The organism is Bradyrhizobium yuanmingense, assembly GCF_029167105.1.
Classification (GTDB): domain Bacteria; phylum Pseudomonadota; class Alphaproteobacteria; order Rhizobiales; family Xanthobacteraceae; genus Bradyrhizobium; species Bradyrhizobium yuanmingense_A.
This window is the reverse complement of record NZ_JARFML010000012.1, coordinates 82,303-98,570: the sequence shown is the minus strand read 5'-3', so window position 1 is coordinate 98,570 and position 16,268 is coordinate 82,303. Positions and strand designations below refer to the sequence as shown.

The window sequence follows — 16,268 nt, the reverse complement described above, 5'->3', positions numbered from 1 at the left end:
GCATCCTTCGAAACGCCCGCTTCAGGCGGGCTCCTCAGGATGAGGACGGAGTGCACGGCTGCAGTTTCAGCGGGCACTGACGCCAATTAGCCTCATCCTGAGGAGGCGCGTAAGCGCCGTCTCGAAGGACGAGGCGTGCACGCAGGGGAGAGGCAAGGACTCAATATCCATCCATACCGTTCAGCCGCTGCAAGCGCTGCTGCATCGCCTTCTTCAGGTCGTATCCCGGCCGGCCGAAATCGGCATTGCGGCGCGCGATGAACTCGTCCTGCTCGCGCTGGAGCGCTTTGGCCTCGGCCGCATTGCGCGCCTCCCGGATCGCACGGGCATTGGAGGCAAAGACCTCGCGATCGAGATCGGCGAGCTCGCGATTGCCGCAGATCGCCCGTTCCACCGCCCGACGCGCTCGCCCGCAATTGAAGCTGGGCTTGCCGGCGACCGCCATCTGCGCGCCGATCCGCTCGATCTCGCGCGCCATCGCCTTGTGATTGGCTTTGGCCTTCTCGTGGTTCGGATCGATCCTGAGCGCTGCGCCGAAATCCTGCACCGCCTTCGGCTTGTCACCCTTCTTCAGCCAGAGTTCGCCGCGCGCATTGAAGACGTCGGCAAGGCCGGGATCGAGCAGAAGAGCACGGCTGTCGTCGGCGATGGCACGGTCGACCTGATCGTGCCGCGCATAGAGCTCACCGCGCGCGATCAGGGCCTTGATCAGATCGCCCTTCGCCGTCTTCTCGTTGTCGATCACTTCGGCGCAGGCAGTGGCGGCCTTGTCCATGTCATCGGCTGCGGCCGCGGCGAGGCAGGGCGCGACATCGACCTGCGTCACAGCCACCGGCTCGCCGCCGGTCGCGGCATCGGCCCGGGCGAACGAGAGCGCATAGAGCAGTCCGGCGCCGATCAGCTGAATGAGAGAACGCATGCGTTGCAGTCGAAGCCTTGTCGTCGATGTTAAGCTCTTGGTTAAGCTCTTGCCTTGAAGCCGCACTATCCATCATACGGCCGGATTGGTGCTAGCTTGTGGCGCCGCTGAAATCGGCTTCGGGGATCATCGTGTCGACATTCGAATGGATCATTGTGTTGCTGCTCGGCGCGGTTGGCTTATCGGCGCTGGCGCGGCGGATCAAGGTGCCCTACCCGACCTTTCTCGCCATCGGCGGCGCGCTGATCGCCTTCGTGCCGTCGAGCCCGTCCTGGACGCTGGAGCCGGACCTCGCCCTTGCCCTTTTTGTCGCGCCGGTCCTGCTCGATGCCGCCTTCGACACGTCGCTGCGCGACCTTCGCAAGAACTGGGTTCCGGTCTCGACCCTGGTGGTGGCCGCGGTCGGCCTGACCACGGCCGCCGTGGCCTATGTCGCGCACCGGCTGATGCCCGACATGCCCTGGGCCGCCGCGGTCGCGCTCGGCGCCATCGTGGCGCCGCCGGATGCGGCCGCTGCGGTTGCGATCCTGAGCCAGGTCAAGCTGCCCCACCGCATGGTCAAGGTGCTGGAGGGCGAAAGCCTGCTCAACGATGCCAGCGCGCTGCTGATCTATCGCATCGCCGTCGGCGCGGTCGCCACCGAGCATCTGACCTGGAGCCAGGTCGCCCCGACCATGGCGCTGGCGCTGGTCGGCAGCGTCATCGCGGGTCTGGCCGCAGGCCGCATCATTCCGCTGTTCATGGAGCGGGTGACGGAGGCGCCGAGCGCCATCATCGTGCAGTTCGCCACCACCTTCATGGTCTGGATCGCCGCCGAGCATCTCGGCCTCTCCGGCATCCTCACCATCGTGGTCTACGCCATCACGGTCGCGCGCACCGCGCCGGCCCGCATCCCGGCGCGGCTGCGGGTGCCGTCCTATGCGGTGTGGGAGACGACCGTGTTCGTGCTCAACGTGCTCGCCTTCATGCTGATCGGCATGCAGATGCGGCCGATCTGGACGCGGCTGGATGCGGACGTGCGCTGGGAATACTGCGTGGCCGCCGCCTGGATCCTGCTTACGGTGATCCTGGTACGCCTGTTCTGGGTGACGTTCTATCGCACGAGCCTGCGGGTGCTGATCGCGCAGGGGGTCTATCAGCCCAAGGATCCGCAGCAGGTGGCCTCGCCCAAGGGCGGGCTCATCATCTCCTGGTGCGGCATGCGCGGCCTCGTCACGCTCGCCACCGCCTTTGCCCTGCCGGAAAACTTTCCCTATCGTGACTTCATCGTCTTCATCGCGTTTGCGGTGGTGCTGGGATCGCTGGTGATCCAGGGCCTGACGCTGCGGCCGCTGATCCTCGCTTTCAACCTCAAGGACGACGATCCCGTCGGCATCGAGGTCGCCCGCGGCCGCGCCGTGGCCTATCGCGCCGCGCTCGATGCGATCGAGAGCGATCCGTCGGAGGAGGCGGAAATCCTGCGGCTCGAATATCGCGCCATCCTGATGCAGGCCGAGACCGATCCCAACGGCGGCATCAGCAACGGCGAACTGCCCGCCGATCCCCTGCGCCGCCGCGCTATCGAGGCCGCGCGCAAAGCGATCTTCGACCTGCGCGCCACCGAGGTGATCGGCGACGATGCGTTTCATCGGCTCGAGGAGGAACTTGATCGCGCAGAATTGAGCGCGGGCGGATGATATCTCTCCGCTGTCGCCCCGGACAAGAGTTTCGGCGCTCAGCAACGTGCGCCGAGTCACACACAGCATCCCGAAGCTTGAACCAAACCCCGCCTCTCCAGACTCACCCATGATGACGACCCTGATCGACGACCGTCGTGTACGCGCGCGTGATGCCTCGCCTGCACGATATTTTTATCTCCACATGGCGCTCGCCTGCGCCGCCACTGCCTTTCTCGGCTTCGCACCGACCTATTGGGTGCCGCTCGCTCACCGGACATTGTCCACAAGCCCGGTGATCCATTTTCACGGACTCTTGTTCTTCACTTGGTCGCTGTACTTCGTGCTCCAGACCTGGCTCGCAGCCTCCGGCCGTGTGGTCAACCACCGCTCGTTCGGCATCGTCGGCGTCTCGCTTGCGACCGCGATGGTCATTTTTGGCTTCTTCGCGTCCGTGACCTCGATGAAGAACGCCGCGGCGCTCGGACAGGCCGATGCCGGCATCGCCTTCTCGATCGTGCCGCTGAGCGGCATCGCATTCTTTGCCGTGGTGTTCGCGCTCGCCGTCATGAACACGCGCAGGCTCGAGGTTCACAAGCGCCTGATGCTGCTCGCGGCGGTCTCGATCCTCGACGCCGCGATCGCGCGCTGGTTCCTGACCTTCCTCGCACCATCAGGACCGCCCGGCCCGCCGCCGGTGCCCGTGACGATCGCGCCTGCTGTGGTCGCCTCCCTTCTGCTCGTCGTCGCCATGGTGCGCGACTGGTGCGCCGAGGGCCGCGTGCACCCGGTGTACATCACGGGCACGCTCGCGCTTCTGGCGGTGAAGGTGCTCAACTGGCCGGTCAGCGAAACGGCGGCGTGGCGCGCATTTGCCGGCGGCATCCTGGCGCTGGCGCAGTAGGCGGCCAACACGCCGCTGTCGTCCCGAGCATCAAATCCGTCATCCTGGGAGAGGTTGCACCCGTCACGGTGGAGCCTAGAACCGCGGCAAATCCGGGAACGCCAGCTTGCCCGCGTGGACGTGCATGCGGCCGAGCTCGGCGCAGCGGTGCAGGGTCGGAAATACTTTTCCGGGATTGAGCAGGCCCTGCGCGTCGAAGGCGCATTTCAGGCGCTGCTGCTGGTTGAGGTCGATCTCGCTGAACATGTCGGGCATGAGGTCGCGCTTCTCGATGCCGACGCCGTGCTCGCCGGTGAGCACGCCGCCGAACTCGACGCAGGCGCGCAGGATATCGGCGCCGAAGGCTTCGGCGCGCTCGATCTCGCCGGGCCTGTTGGCATCGTAGAGGATCAGGGGGTGCAGATTGCCGTCGCCGGCATGGAACACGTTGGCGCAGCCGAGCTGGTACTTTTCCGAGAGTTCGCGGATGCGGGCGAGCGCCTTCGGCAGCGCGCCGCGCGGGATGGTGCCGTCCATGCAGAGATAATCGGGTGAGATGCGGCCCACCGCGGGGAACGCGGCCTTGCGGCCGGCCCAGAACAGGTTGCGCTCGGCCTCCGAAGTCGAGATCTGGCAGGTGGTCGAGCCGCAGGCGTTCGCAATGGCCTCGACGCGCGTGATCAGCTCGTCGACCTCGATCTTGGGCCCGTCGAGCTCGATGATGAGCAGCGCTTCGACATCAAGCGGGTAGCCGGCATGGACGAAGGCCTCCGCGGCGTGGATCGCGGGCTTGTCCATCATCTCCATGCCGCCGGGGATGATGCCGGCGCCGATGATGCGGGCCACGCATTCGCCGGCCGCCTCGACCTGCGCGAAGCCGACCATCAGCGCGCGCGCCGTCTCGGGTTTCTGCAGGATGCGCACCGTGATCTCCGTGATGACGCCGAGCAGGCCCTCGGAACCGGTGATGACACCCATCAAGTCATAGCCGGGATTCTCGCAGCCCTTGCCGCCGATGCGCAGGATCTCGCCGCTCATCAGCACGATCTCGCAGCCGAGCACGTTGTTGGTGGTCATGCCGTATTTCAGGCAGTGCACGCCGCCGGAATTTTCCGCCACGTTGCCGCCGATCGAGCAGGCGATCTGCGAGGACGGATCGGGCGCGTAATAGAAGCCGGCATGGGCGACCGCCTGGCTGATTGCGAGGTTGGTGACGCCGGGCTCGGTGACGACGACGCGGTTGTCGAAATCGATCTCGCGGATGCGCTTGAACTTGCCGAGGCCGAGCAGCACGCCGTCCTCGAGCGGCAGCGCGCCGCCGGACAGCGAAGTGCCGGAGCCGCGCGGCACCACCTTGATGTTCTGCGCGGCACAATATTTCAGGACGAGCGAGACCTGCTCGGTCGTATCCGGAAGCACCACAACCATCGGCGGCTGCCGATAGGCGGTCAGCCCGTCGGATTCATAGGCCCGCATCTCGGCGAGGCTGTCGATCACGCCCTCGCCCGGCACGATTGCGCGCAGGGCGGCGACGATTTCGCTGCGACGCGCCAGCACGGCCTGGTCGCTTGCTGGCATCATGATGGCCATTTTAAGAAGCCTTCGTCCGACGGATGGAATTATCTCGGCAAATCAATCACGTCTCGTCGCCTTTGGGTAGGTCCTCCGAAGGTCGCATTGCTTTGTTGCAGCGCAAGTTCTCTCTGGGGCAAGTCTGCTAGCAGGAAACCTGTCAAAGTTTCGCGGCTTGTCCACTTGCATCGGACCTGCCAAAACCACGACCCTCCATCTGACCCGGGAAGAGACGAAGAGCACACTTATGACAAAACTGACTTTCGGCGCGCTGACGATCCTCACCGTCATTGCCACCGCACCCGCCGCGATGGGGCAGGATGTCGCGGCCGGCAAGACATCGTTCAACAAGTGCCTGGCCTGCCACGCGATCGGCGAAGGCGCCAAGAACAAGGTCGGCCCGGAGCTCAACGGCCTCAACGGCCGCAAGTCGGGAGCGGCTGAGGGCTATAGCTACACGGATGCCAACAAGAATTCGGGCATCACCTGGGACGAGGCCACATTCAAGGAATACATCAAGGATCCCAAGGCCAAGATCCCCGGCACCAAGATGGCGTTCGCCGGCATCAAGAACGAGACGGAGATCAACAATCTGTGGGCCTTCCTTGCCCAATACGACAAGGATGGGAAGATCAAGCAGTAAGCGCACGAGGCGGATGCTGGAGCTTCGGTTCTGATTGGGTCAGATCGAAGCTCTGGCTTTCTTGTTCTGACGCGTTTCTTCACGCGAACCGGTTTCCACCTCGCTCGAGAACGGTTTAGTCGGCGGCCGCCTGCACCGGGGCGATGTGTCCGATCATCGTCTCGATCTCCGCCTTCACGAGATCCGGCACGGCGTTCTGCACCATGTGGCCGAGATCGGGCAGCACGATCAGCTTTGCATTCGACACCGCCGCAGCGAACGGACGCGCGTGGATGGCGGTTCTCACTGTCTTGTCGGGCTCGCCGGCAATGATCGTGACAGGCGCCGTGATCTCGCCATAGCGCGCGACTTGCGCGGCGACCGCCTCCTTCAGCGTCACCAGATCATAGGCATTGGCGATGAACTCGCGCGGGCGCAGCAAGAGCGGCGTCGCGGAGTCCTGCACGAAACCATCCGGCATGGTCTGCGGCAGGAATACGTTGCGGGCGCCGGCTTCGGTGATGAAATAGCCGAGCGGCAGCGTGATGGTGTAGGCGAGCAGCGGGCCGATCACGGGCGTTGCGATGATCTCGTTGTAGCGCCCGACACCGCCGCGCCAGGGATGCGTGACGGGCGCGAGCATCACGAGACCTGCCACGCGGCGCGGATGATCGAGCGCGATCCGCGCGCCGAGGGCGCCGCTCCAGGAATGCACCACGAAGACCGCACGATCGATCCCGAGCTTGCCGAGCGCCTCGTCGATCATGCGCGCCTGGATCTGCGGGGTCGAATCCTGCCGGCTGGCGCGCGTGCTCCAGCCGTGGCCGGGGCGGTCGACCAGAATCACGCGATGATCCCGGGCGAGGAGATCGCCGAGCGGCCGCCGCATCGCTTCGAGGTTGGAACTCGCGCCGTGCAGCATCACGATCGGCGGGGCGGCCTCGCGCGGGCCGATCTCGACGACGTGAAGCGCGGCGCCCTCGACCTCGATCATGCGCCCCTGCGGCGGAAAGGCCCGCTGCACGGCGACGACTCCGGCCTGCGTGAGCAGCGCCAGCAGGACCAGCGCCGTCACGACTGACATCACGATCATGGAGAGAATCCGGGTGATCCTGGGCACGGGGCAGTTACGGGTCTGATCGGGCGGCAGTTTCGCCGCCGGCGGTGCGCGCTTCCACCAAAAATGCTGGGGCTGTGGATATGTGCATAATTGCTGATCGAGAAAACTTAATGAAATCAGAGCCATTCTAAGCCGGGCGCAGGCTTCGGACCAGCTTCATGCGGGCGTCATCGCAGCTTCCATATAATCGCCATGGTCGGTTCCGCCATCTAGGCGCGGGTGGGCGCCGATCCTCCTCGCAACGTCAGGGGACGCGGGAAAGACCGGCAGGATTGTCCTGGTTTGAACCGGAGAATTTTCGATGAGCTTCAGATCGAACGATACTGCAATCGACGAAATCGTGGCGAGCTGCAACGGCGACCTGCGCGGTGCCGTGCGGGCGCTGCTCCTGATCAATGAGCATCTCGAGACCGAGCTGGCAAAGGCCTACGCCGCAGCCGCCGACCGCGGCCTGGTCGAGCGCGGCAGCAGCGTTCTGCACTGAAGGCCGGCTAGTTCGTCCCGTCCTCCTGCTTTTCTTCCTCGGGCGTGACCGGGGGACAGGCGCGGATCGTCGAGCGGGCAAGCTTGGCATCGGCCCTGGACTTGTAGGGACCGTCGCCGAACCAGATGTCGCCGTAAATGACTGGATTGCTGGTCACGATGGTGCATTTGCCGGTGGCGCGGTTGCCGACCACCCAGAACAGTCCGTCGGCGAAGCTCACCGTTCCCGACGCGAGCAGCAAGATCGCTGCGACCATCAAACGCTTCATGGCTTTCGCTCCTGCCATGCAGGTAGGCCTGCAACAGGCCCCGCAATAGTCCTTGCGACGCCCTGGCTCGGATCGTGGTTAATCCGCGCCGGCCGCGATCGCTCAAGAAATGATCGAGTTATAGCTAGATGTCGCGGCCTTCGACCTTCTCGGTCAGCGCCTTGACCTGGTCGGGGATCTTTTCCAGGTGCGGATTGACGGCGAGCGCCTTGCGGTAGGCCTCGAGCGCGCGCTTCTCGTCCCCGACCTCCTGCATGATCATGCCGAGGCCGGCGAGCGCGCCGAAATGGCGGGGCTCCCGGATCAGCACTTGCTGAATGTCCGCGAGCGAGCGGCCATAGTCGTTCTGCATGTAATAGAGCGTCGCACGCCGGTTCCAGGCCTCGATGTAATCGGGCCTGAGCTTGATGATCGAATCCAGGAGCTTGATCGCGACGTCGATCTTCTTCGCATCGACCGCGGTCTTGGCGCGAGACATCAGGAGCGCGGCGGTGTCGCTCGGGGTCTGCAGCCAGATCGCCCAGATCCGCGCCTCGACATGCTTGGCGCTGGCCTCGTCGGGCGCCGCCTTCAGCGCGCCGAACAGGAAATCGAGATTCTTGCTGCGGTCGACCTTCGGCAGCTTCGACGGCGCCTCGGGCAGCTTCTTCTGCTTGCCGGGCGGCTCGACCTGCTGGGCCAGGGCGGCCGGAGCAAGGCCGGCGGTTCCCAGCACAAGGGCCAGACACAGGGTGCGCGCGAAACGGAATCTCACTGCCATGGTGAAAGTCTAAACGCGCAAAGCCGCCCTTGCAAAGCAAAGGCGGCGTCAAACTCGTGTGAGACCGTGGTCTTGCGGGGCGCGCAGCGGCGCCCGGCCGGGATCAGCCGCTCAGATCAGCCCTGGCGCGCCTTGAAGCGGCGCTGCACCTTGTTGATCACATAGACCCGGCCCTTGCGGCGGACCAGGCGGTTGGCGCGATGGCGACCGCGCAGCGATTTCAGCGAGTTACGGACCTTCATGGCAGAATCCTGAACGTTCGAAAGGCCGTGTTCGGCACTACCGTTTCGGCACGCGCGAATGTGGCAAAATGAGATTTTTCCCGCTGGCGGACCGACCGCCCGGGACGGAGCGGTTCTTAAGGCATGGCGGGAGGTCATGTCAATGTTAACTGCCTGGCCTCCAACGAGCAAAATTGTGAAAACAACCCCATGCACAGTAGAAGCGGCCGGATCGGCCCTATCCGGCGCATTGGAGGTCAGGCCCGGCAAAGACTGTCGGGGCCTGCGCTTTCGCCGCCGCCAGCGCCTTGCCAAATTCGTTATATCCTATAATCAATTCGGCAACCCGTCGGGAGGACACCATGCCAAAGCTGAAGCTGCCTGATATCGATAAAGTCGTCGCCATCGACATCCACACCCATGCCGAGGAGCCCTGCGGCACCCATCCCGACGACGGCTATGACGACTTCCAGGCGCAGATGGCGGAGTATTTCAAGTCGCCGCACAAGCATCCGCCGACAGTGCCGGAGACTGCGGCCTATTACCGCTCCAAGAACATCGCCGCGGTGATCTTCCCTGTCGATGCCGAGCGCGAGACCGGCTTCCGCCGCTACAAGAACGAGGAGATGCTGGAGATCGCCTCCGAGCATCTCGATGTCCTCATCCCCTTCGTCTCGATCGACCCGCACAAGGGCAAGTTAGGGGCCCGCGAGGCGCGCAAGCTGATCGAGGAATACGGCGTGCGCGGCTTCAAATTCCATCCGACCATGCAGGGCTTCTACGCCAACGACCGCATGGCCTATCCGCTCTACGAAGAGATCAACAATGGCGGCGCGATCGCGCTGTTCCACACCGGCCAGACCGGCGTCGGCTCCGGCATGCCCGGCGGCATGGGGATGCGGCTGAAATATTCCAACCCGATGTACATGGACGACGTCGCGGCCGATTTCCCCGACCTCAAGATCATCCTCGCCCACCCCTCCTTCCCCTGGCAGGAAGAGGCGCTCTCGGTCGCGACCCACAAGCCGAACGTCTACATCGACCTGTCGGGCTGGTCGCCGAAATATTTCCCACCGATCCTGGTGCGCTACATCAACTCGATTCTCCAGGACAAGATGCTGTTCGGCTCGGACTGGCCGGTGATCACGCCGGACCGCTGGCTGTCGGATTTCGCCAAGATCGAGATCCGCGACGAGATCCGACCGAAGGTGCTGAAAGCCAACGCAAGGAAGCTGCTGGGGATCTAGCATCAAGGCATCGAGGGCTTCGATCGCGACGATCGAAGCCCCTTCGTTTGGATGCTCAAAGCCTCAGACTTCCGGGGGGATCGAAATCATTCTGGCCGATTGCATCCCACCAACAGCTACTGAATGCTATTTGCGCTCCCGGCTCTTTGCGCGCGACAACTTGCCTCCTGCCAATTTGGAGTTCGACGCCACCTCGACAAGGGGGCGACGATAAGTATCGACGCGACGCAACCAGCCGGGTTCCCACGCGCGGTTGGCTGGAATATTGCGAACCCGCTGCCGCAAAACGGACTGCGCGGCATCGGCATATTCAGCGAGCACCGCCCTCGAATCCGTTGTCGTGCCATTCATCTTGAGAAGCACCTGCTTCAGACCCCAGCCTTGGCGCTCGCCGGTTTGCTTGTCGAATGCCGTCTCTTCCGGGTTGATGCCCTCCCCCTTGAATTCGATGTAGTCGACAAGAGGATAGAGATCTTTCGAAGCCTGTACCATGCGCGAGAACTGGGTGATGATGTGCGTGCGCTGCGCGCCGTCCGGCGAGGTTTGCAAGATCTTGGCCAGCGCACCTTGCGCTCGCGTCACCAAGTATTGGGCCTGACCTGCAACGGTGTCGAGCAAGAACTGGCGCAACTCCCTCATTTGAGGCGAGTTGAAGTTCTTCTGGAAATCCGCACGATTTGTCCAGGGACAGGGGGGAATGGGAGTCTGGTCGAGCCAAGAAGGCAGATGCGCATTTTGTTGGCGCAGGAACTCGAGCATCGGCGGAAAACTCTCCTCGAACGGCGCCGGCTTGCCCGCCGGAAACCAGAGAAAATGGCCTATGCCAAGTGATGCAAACTCCTCGCCTGCGTTCCATGAGGTGATCGCATCACGATTGCCACCCGTTTCGTTCAGCCAAACTTTGTGGCCAACCTTCTGGGCTACATCGTCTGGCAAATTGAGTTGCGGCACGGCAAGAACCTTATCTGCATTGAGGTCCTTCTCTTCCTTCCTGCCCTGACCTTGGCTGCCCGGTCTCTGCTTATCGGAGGGCGGAGCGGGCGTTTTCAACCTCGGTCTTTGCTCCATGGCTTGTTGCGGCGTGGCTATGTCGACCTCCGGCTCTGATGTCTGCACGTCGGGTGAAGTCACGGCCGTCTCCGGCTTTGATCCCTGTGCATCAGGCAATGTTTCGATCGTGTCGGATCGCGGTGCCAGATCCTCTGTCGGCGGCGTGACGGCGTTCGATGGCGGGGCTTGGGCTGGTGCTTGGGCTTCAGGTTGTCGCCGTATCGCTTCCTGTTCCGATCCTGGCGGCTGAACATCAGGCGACACGGCCGGGGCCGGCGTCGATCCTTGCGGCTCGGGTAGTGATGCGATCGTGGCCGGTGCTGTCGCCGGCGGCGCGGTCGAAGTCGCAACTGTGTCCGGCTCCGGATCTGGCGCTCCGGCCTGCCGCCTGGCCATCGTATCCGGCTGTGGTCCCAGCGCCGCGCCCTTCAGCCTTGCCTTTTGCGCAGCGATCAGCATCGCTGCGCCGCGTTGTCTGAGCTCTGTTTCATGGTTGCCGCCATCCACCCTCGCCGGGGCGACGCTTTCAGTCGGCGTCGTGCGACGCATCCAGACGGCCGCGAGGAGACAAAATAGTAGCGCGGAGTAGACCATCCACCAGCGGAACCGCGGAGGTTTCCGGAGCATGGTCCTCTCGCTGACGGCCGGACGCTGGTGGCCGCCAAAGTCGCCGCTCATGCCCACGTCTCCTGAGGAAGCTCAAGTATCTCTTTTCGCTTCGTAATCGCCACATTTACACCATCGGAAAATCAAGGTTTGGTCACCGACTTTTAACTATCTTGTCCTAACCTCGTCGTGGACCGGCGGTGTTAGATATGAAAAAGAGCTCCTCATTCTTTTCATTTGCCCTGATCAGCAGCATGGTCGTGGGCAGTGCGGTTGCTTGTGCGAATGAGTACCTGACTGCTGCTGTCGTTGAGCCCGAAGCCCGCTCCCACAGCCGAGCATCACCGTCTCTGAACCTCGAGCTAACGTACTCGCAGCGAATACTGGTCCCGCGCGGCAGTGACCTGGCGATAAAGATCCAGGACGCGGCAGGTCGGAATATTTTTGCGAAAGCGGTCAAAACGACCCAAGACGCGCCTCCTTATGTTGTGACAGTCCCAATGAAGAGTTCTGTGGCATATCCTCTGACGATTGATGCCAACCTTGCTTCCAAGCTAGGTCACCATTTTAACGAGAACGTCACGCTTGCGGAATCGGAAGCACACGGAATCATCCAAATTCGGATGAAACCCCAGTAATACGGCCGCGCTGGGTCGTGCAGCCCCCAGGAGATTGTCGTTCTCTCGCATTGTCCGCTGAGCTATATCCCCTGAGCTATCGGCCATCAGAGGCTGAAATCTACGCTAGCGGCCCGACAGCACATCGATGTACTGCTGCACGATACGCGGCGGGTCGACGTTCGTCCTGATACCGAACACAATCCGAAAGGTACCGAACACTTCCTTTCCATTAGACCTTTGCTTATGGACATCAAGTCGTTGCGTGAGTACGCATTGCCCCCCGACCACTGCTGCTGAAGATGATTTCGTGATATAGCTCTGCACTGGATATACCTTCCTGAAGTCCTCCTCCTCCTTGGCAATTTCAGACCGCTTCTTCGTCGACAGCTTTCCGCCGACTATCCAATCGACCTGATCATCGTAGATGGAGGGGTCAAGTTGACCGCCGTAAACACCGTGGTTGTCGAGCCACGCGATCAACTTCCCTTTCTCACACCCGAACACGTTTGCAGGGGACGGCGTCGGAAGGGGCGAAGGCTGTGGACATCTGTTGAAGCACTTGCACTCAAGCTCCTCGAGCGAGGCCGCCTCACTCAAGCTATCAATCTTTTCGGCAGAACAGCCAACACTCGCTCGATATTGCGCGCTAGCGTGCTGGATCGTGAAGACGGTTGCCATACCCAATGCCGCAACGGCAAACAATCGAACTACTAAACACATGTTCAGCCCCAACTCTTCATCATGGAGCCCAAGAACTTTAGGCCGAGCGTGGCTGCTGTGATGACATCGGCAGAAGGATCTTTCTGCCTGGCACCGAGAAATTCGCGATAGCCGCTTTGAAATGTCAGGAAGCGCTCTTGAGGCGTTCCGTGATGACTGATCGTGCCGACCGAATTGTCGCCAAGTTCAAAGAAGAGAGCTGATATTTCAGCAGGATCGACGCCCCGGTAGGATTGGCGCCATGCCATATAGGCGCCGGCCAAGTAATCAGCGTGAAGCTCGACAAACTTGATTTCGTGCCCTCGGACATCTTCAAGCATAGAGTTGATTTTCCACTTGATTTGAAAAATGTGGCTCTCCTCGTGCGCCAATATTCCAGAGATCTTGAGTAGACCAAAAGGCTGAGGAGCATATCTCTTCAAGTAACGCCCACCCACGGCAATCAGGTTGCGATCGTAGTCCATGTAAGCATTTGGATCGCTTTCATCGATATAGATGCCGGCGCGCGTTCCGAAAAAAGCAGCAAGGTAGTCATCCTCACGCGATACATAAACAGAAATTGCCGGATTTGAGTACGACTGCAGCGGCACAAGGTCCTTAAGCGCTGCTCGACTGCTAGAGGCACCGCAGTAGCTTCGTCCTTGGGCTTTCGCTCGTTCCGGGGGCAACAGGCAAACTGTGCAGCCACAAATCAATAGTGCTTTGATGAATTGTCGCCGCTCGCTTGTGATCGACATTCTGACCTCCCCTCAGCCGAGGCTACCGATTCTGCTCGATAGTCGAGGTAATCCAGTCCACATAGCTGGAAACGCGCGTGTACACGCCAGGCTGATTGGGGAGGGCACAGCCTTCGCCGAAGCTAACAATACCAACTAGCAGTGCTCCGGTTGGGCCCGCTCTTACGATCAACGGACCGCCACTGTCGCCAAAGCAGCTATCTTTCCCGCCTCGCATGTATCCAGCGCATATATGTGCCTTCGCTTGGACGTCGTAGTTAGGTTGGTATGCTGTTCTGCAATCTTGCTGGTCAACTATCGGAACGTTCACTGCTTGTAGACGTCCCGGAATGCTTGAACGTTCAACGGTCAGCCTCCAGCCCCAGCCCGCAACAGCCGCACAAGCGCTCACCCCACTCCAGGCATTTTCTGTGTCGGGCGTTGCGAGCATTGCAACCTTCCTGGTCTCAATATTTAGTGGGGCGACCAGTCGAAGCAACGCCACATCATTCTTACGTGCGGCGCTGTCGAATTCCGGATGGGGGATGACGCGCGCCACTTGGGACGTTGTACCCCTGGGTTGGCCGTTTGGCGCCGACTGGCGCACGCTCATCGATGATTTGACCACGCCTGGACTGACAACCACGCAATGCGCAGCCGTCACTACCCACTGCCTATTGATGAGACTGCCTCCGCAAAAGGGAGCCCCGAAGTTTGGTGCAAAAATCCCTACTAAGAACGGCCACTGGGCCGGATCGGCGTCCGTCCCTCCCACGATTCGATACTGTCCTTGCTTCGTCACAGGCTCAATGCAGGAAAACTCCTCTCCGAAGCTCATTGACTGTCCAGATACAAGCACCCCGAAGGCCAGAGGAAGCGACAAGACACCTCGTATAAGCCTCGCGTCAGACGAGTTGTCGAACTTGCTCTTCATCTCAATTGCCCAAGGACAGCGCGTAATATGGATTCGAGACTACCGCGATATCGCGTATTCCAAATATTCTTCTATCTTGTCTCCGCAGGTTGCGGCGCTCCGATAGTTTCTTGAAACCTGCTCTTTGGCAGCGGGTGCTATCGTCTCGCCGGGAATCTTGTAGGCCTGCAACGGCGGCTGACTATCCAAAGAAGTCGTCACAACGACGGAAAGCTTACCCGTGCCCACGCCCTGCTCAGATGGGAAAAATAGTGGGAATGTACCAGGCAATCCAAAGCACTGCTGCTTGCTCGGCGATAGCTTCACCGCACGGACTGTCGCGTTATCCCTGTGAGTAGCTATGTTTGGATATAGTCTTGATACGTCGCCATGAGGAGGGGCATCCCAAATACTTACATAGGCATCGATGTCTAGTCTGATGCACAGCACAAACTGATCACTTATTCGAAACTGAGTCCGACGGTTTTCGAACTCATGGGGTTCATTCAATCTAGTGGCCCAAACGGCTACGCATCCTTCATTAGCAGCCGACGCTGCTTGAAGGTCAGCTGCGATGACCTGAAAAATCAATAATCCAAAACTAGCAAGCCCCGCTCGCATATAGCTCGCCTCGGGACGGTTCAGGCATGTCTATCCTACCAACCCCCCGAACCTTATACTGACCATCAGAAGTTTCAAGTATCATTCGGGTCAGACTCTACCTAAAATTGATCGCACACCTTTGAATGAGATCGGCGAACGTGCGCCCATCAGGCTCCGACGTCACAGCAGTTATCGAGCAGGCAGCCCCGCTGACCCATTGCGTTCTATCGGCCAACGCGTCCGCCTTGCAGCGTCTTCCGATACCATCAAAGAAGATCACGACCAGCCAGTTCGGGGAGCTTGCACATGATCCTTCATCGACTTGATCTGGTCCTGCCAAATCCTTGGGTGCAAGTTCAGGCAATCCCACCACCGCCAGATCTGCCCAATCCGAAAACGGGAGGCAACTTGCAGAACCTGGATCTAGCGCAGTTCTTCAGCTCCAGAACGCCTTACGAGTTCTGGTTGACATGCATCATCTTGGGCTTTGGCCTGATCATAATCTTACTCCTACTATCGCATTTCAGGAGCGTCCCCAATCGAAACACCGAGGACGTCGCAAAGGCGGTCACTGTTGTAATCGTAATTGTTGGCACTCTGGTGCTGGTGACAGCTGGGTATAGCAACGACCAGATTGCTCCTGCATTTGGCCTGTTCGGCACCATTATCGGTTACATGCTGGGAAAACTGGAAACTACCCGCCCCAACCAGAAGCAACAGAGCGAAAACGACGTCACACCTCGAGGGCCTCAATGAGAAAGCCAATCGGCAGACTTGTTGTTTGCATAAGCGTCATCGCGGCTACGTCAGTGCTTGCCCAGAGCCCTCGGCCACCATTAGAGCCCTCAAATCGGCAGTTCCCGGAGGCTCTCCTGAATGCGCCCCGTGCGATTGATTCCCATTCGATACTAGTAACCAACCTCGCCGATCAGACGCTCGCTTTTTCTACCTGGGACGGCGCTTCATCATGGAGGGCGACACAAATAGCTCCCGGTCAAACGACAGTTATTCCTTGTTCTCGGTGCTCGGAGGTAGTGCAGGTGTCTTTCGATGACGGCACCACGAAAAGAATAGTAAGTGCAAGTCTTGCGGGTCGGTACGTGTTCTATTGGGCAGGTTCAGAGGGCCGCTGGGATTTCGTGAATGTCTCCGCGATAACTAAGCGCGCCGCGCCAAGCCGCTAGATCTCCATGGGACCGGTCGACAGCTCGCGGCGGGTACCGCCCCGCTTCATGTTTTGTGCTGAACTCCAAAGAAAACAACCGCCTTATGTTGCCGCCCCTGAGATC

General features: G+C 60.9%; 18 protein-coding genes. 7 read left to right on the top strand and 11 right to left on the bottom strand.

Translation table 11 applies throughout. From position 1 onward, the window contains the following. Positions 1 to 160: 160 nt before the first annotated feature. Positions 161 to 919, bottom strand: coding sequence for a tetratricopeptide repeat protein (locus tag P0R31_RS17560; protein ID WP_275515144.1), 759 nt, complete (start codon positions 917 to 919; stop codon positions 161 to 163). 98 nt (positions 920 to 1,017) lie between these two features. Between P0R31_RS17560 and P0R31_RS17555 the strand changes: the two genes are divergently transcribed. Together P0R31_RS17555 and P0R31_RS17550 are read left to right on the top strand one after the other, a co-directional pair. Next, on the top strand, positions 1,018 to 2,595 hold the full coding sequence (locus P0R31_RS17555; protein ID WP_275515143.1) for a cation:proton antiporter: 1,578 nt from the start codon (positions 1,018 to 1,020) through the stop codon (positions 2,593 to 2,595). Positions 2,596 to 2,707: 112 nt separating this feature from the next. Next, positions 2,708 to 3,478 carry a hypothetical protein gene (locus P0R31_RS17550; protein WP_275515297.1) on the top strand — a complete coding sequence of 257 codons (771 nt, stop codon included), beginning with the start codon at positions 2,708 to 2,710 and terminating at the stop codon, positions 3,476 to 3,478. A gap of 75 nt (positions 3,479 to 3,553) precedes the next feature. Here P0R31_RS17550 and P0R31_RS17545 read toward each other — a convergent pair whose 3' ends face one another. Next, entirely contained in the window at positions 3,554 to 5,047 is a 1,494-nt protein-coding gene (locus tag P0R31_RS17545; RefSeq protein ID WP_275515142.1) for an FAD-linked oxidase C-terminal domain-containing protein, read from the bottom strand. Positions 5,048 to 5,276: 229 nt separating this feature from the next. Between P0R31_RS17545 and cycA the strand changes: the two genes are divergently transcribed. Then, entirely contained in the window at positions 5,277 to 5,672 is a 396-nt protein-coding gene (gene cycA / locus P0R31_RS17540; protein ID WP_275515140.1) for a cytochrome c-550 CycA, read from the top strand. Positions 5,673 to 5,787: 115 nt separating this feature from the next. Here the strand turns inward: cycA and P0R31_RS17535 are convergent, their stop codons facing one another. Beyond that, positions 5,788 to 6,744 carry an alpha/beta fold hydrolase gene (locus tag P0R31_RS17535; RefSeq protein WP_275515138.1) on the bottom strand — a complete coding sequence of 319 codons (957 nt, stop codon included), beginning with the start codon at positions 6,742 to 6,744 and terminating at the stop codon, positions 5,788 to 5,790. 328 nt (positions 6,745 to 7,072) lie between these two features. On the opposite strand from P0R31_RS17535, the gene P0R31_RS17530 reads away from it, so the two are divergent. Continuing rightward, a complete protein-coding gene (locus P0R31_RS17530) occupies positions 7,073 to 7,255 on the top strand; it encodes a hypothetical protein (RefSeq protein WP_028180446.1) in 183 nt (60 codons plus the stop codon). Positions 7,256 to 7,262: 7 nt separating this feature from the next. Here the strand turns inward: P0R31_RS17530 and P0R31_RS17525 are convergent, their stop codons facing one another. From P0R31_RS17525 to ykgO, 3 genes are all read right to left on the bottom strand, one after another. Then, the gene (locus tag P0R31_RS17525; protein WP_275515137.1) at positions 7,263 to 7,523 is read right to left on the bottom strand and encodes a hypothetical protein; all 261 of its coding nucleotides are present in this window, start codon (positions 7,521 to 7,523) and stop codon (positions 7,263 to 7,265) included. A 124-nt stretch (positions 7,524 to 7,647) separates the two neighbouring features. Next, positions 7,648 to 8,283, bottom strand: coding sequence for a tetratricopeptide repeat protein (locus P0R31_RS17520; protein WP_275515136.1), 636 nt, complete (start codon positions 8,281 to 8,283; stop codon positions 7,648 to 7,650). 116 nt (positions 8,284 to 8,399) lie between these two features. Then, positions 8,400 to 8,525: a type B 50S ribosomal protein L36 gene (gene ykgO, locus P0R31_RS17515; RefSeq protein ID WP_006611362.1), complete on the bottom strand. Its 126-nt coding sequence runs from the start codon at positions 8,523 to 8,525 to the stop codon at positions 8,400 to 8,402. Between the two features lie 341 nt (positions 8,526 to 8,866). Between ykgO and P0R31_RS17510 the strand changes: the two genes are divergently transcribed. Continuing rightward, entirely contained in the window at positions 8,867 to 9,751 is an 885-nt protein-coding gene (locus P0R31_RS17510; protein WP_036021159.1) for an amidohydrolase family protein, read from the top strand. A 126-nt stretch (positions 9,752 to 9,877) separates the two neighbouring features. On the opposite strand, the gene P0R31_RS17505 is transcribed toward P0R31_RS17510, so the two are convergent. Then, complete coding sequence (locus P0R31_RS17505; protein ID WP_343299325.1) at positions 9,878 to 11,479, bottom strand: hypothetical protein; 1,602 nt, start codon at positions 11,477 to 11,479, stop codon at positions 9,878 to 9,880. 137 nt (positions 11,480 to 11,616) lie between these two features. On the opposite strand from P0R31_RS17505, the gene P0R31_RS17500 reads away from it, so the two are divergent. Next, a complete protein-coding gene (locus P0R31_RS17500) occupies positions 11,617 to 12,045 on the top strand; it encodes a hypothetical protein (protein ID WP_275515135.1) in 429 nt (142 codons plus the stop codon). Positions 12,046 to 12,150: 105 nt separating this feature from the next. Here the strand turns inward: P0R31_RS17500 and P0R31_RS17495 are convergent, their stop codons facing one another. From P0R31_RS17495 to P0R31_RS17485, 4 genes are all read right to left on the bottom strand, one after another. Continuing rightward, entirely contained in the window at positions 12,151 to 12,759 is a 609-nt protein-coding gene (locus P0R31_RS17495; RefSeq protein ID WP_275515133.1) for a hypothetical protein, read from the bottom strand. Further along, entirely contained in the window at positions 12,750 to 13,484 is a 735-nt protein-coding gene (locus P0R31_RS17490; RefSeq protein WP_275515131.1) for a hypothetical protein, read from the bottom strand. Before P0R31_RS17490 ends, P0R31_RS17495 begins: the two co-directional genes overlap by 10 nt. 22 nt (positions 13,485 to 13,506) lie before the next feature. Next, on the bottom strand, positions 13,507 to 14,301 hold the full coding sequence (locus P0R31_RS41085) for a serine protease (protein WP_430516836.1): 795 nt from the start codon (positions 14,299 to 14,301) through the stop codon (positions 13,507 to 13,509). A gap of 135 nt (positions 14,302 to 14,436) precedes the next feature. Beyond that, a complete protein-coding gene (locus P0R31_RS17485) occupies positions 14,437 to 14,997 on the bottom strand; it encodes a hypothetical protein (protein ID WP_275515130.1) in 561 nt (186 codons plus the stop codon). 288 nt (positions 14,998 to 15,285) lie between these two features. Here P0R31_RS17485 and P0R31_RS17480 point away from each other — a divergent pair, with 288 nt between their 5' ends. Further along, positions 15,286 to 15,735, top strand: a complete 450-nt coding sequence (locus P0R31_RS17480; RefSeq protein ID WP_275515128.1) for a hypothetical protein — start codon at positions 15,286 to 15,288, stop codon at positions 15,733 to 15,735. The last annotated feature ends 533 nt before the right edge of the window (positions 15,736 to 16,268 follow it).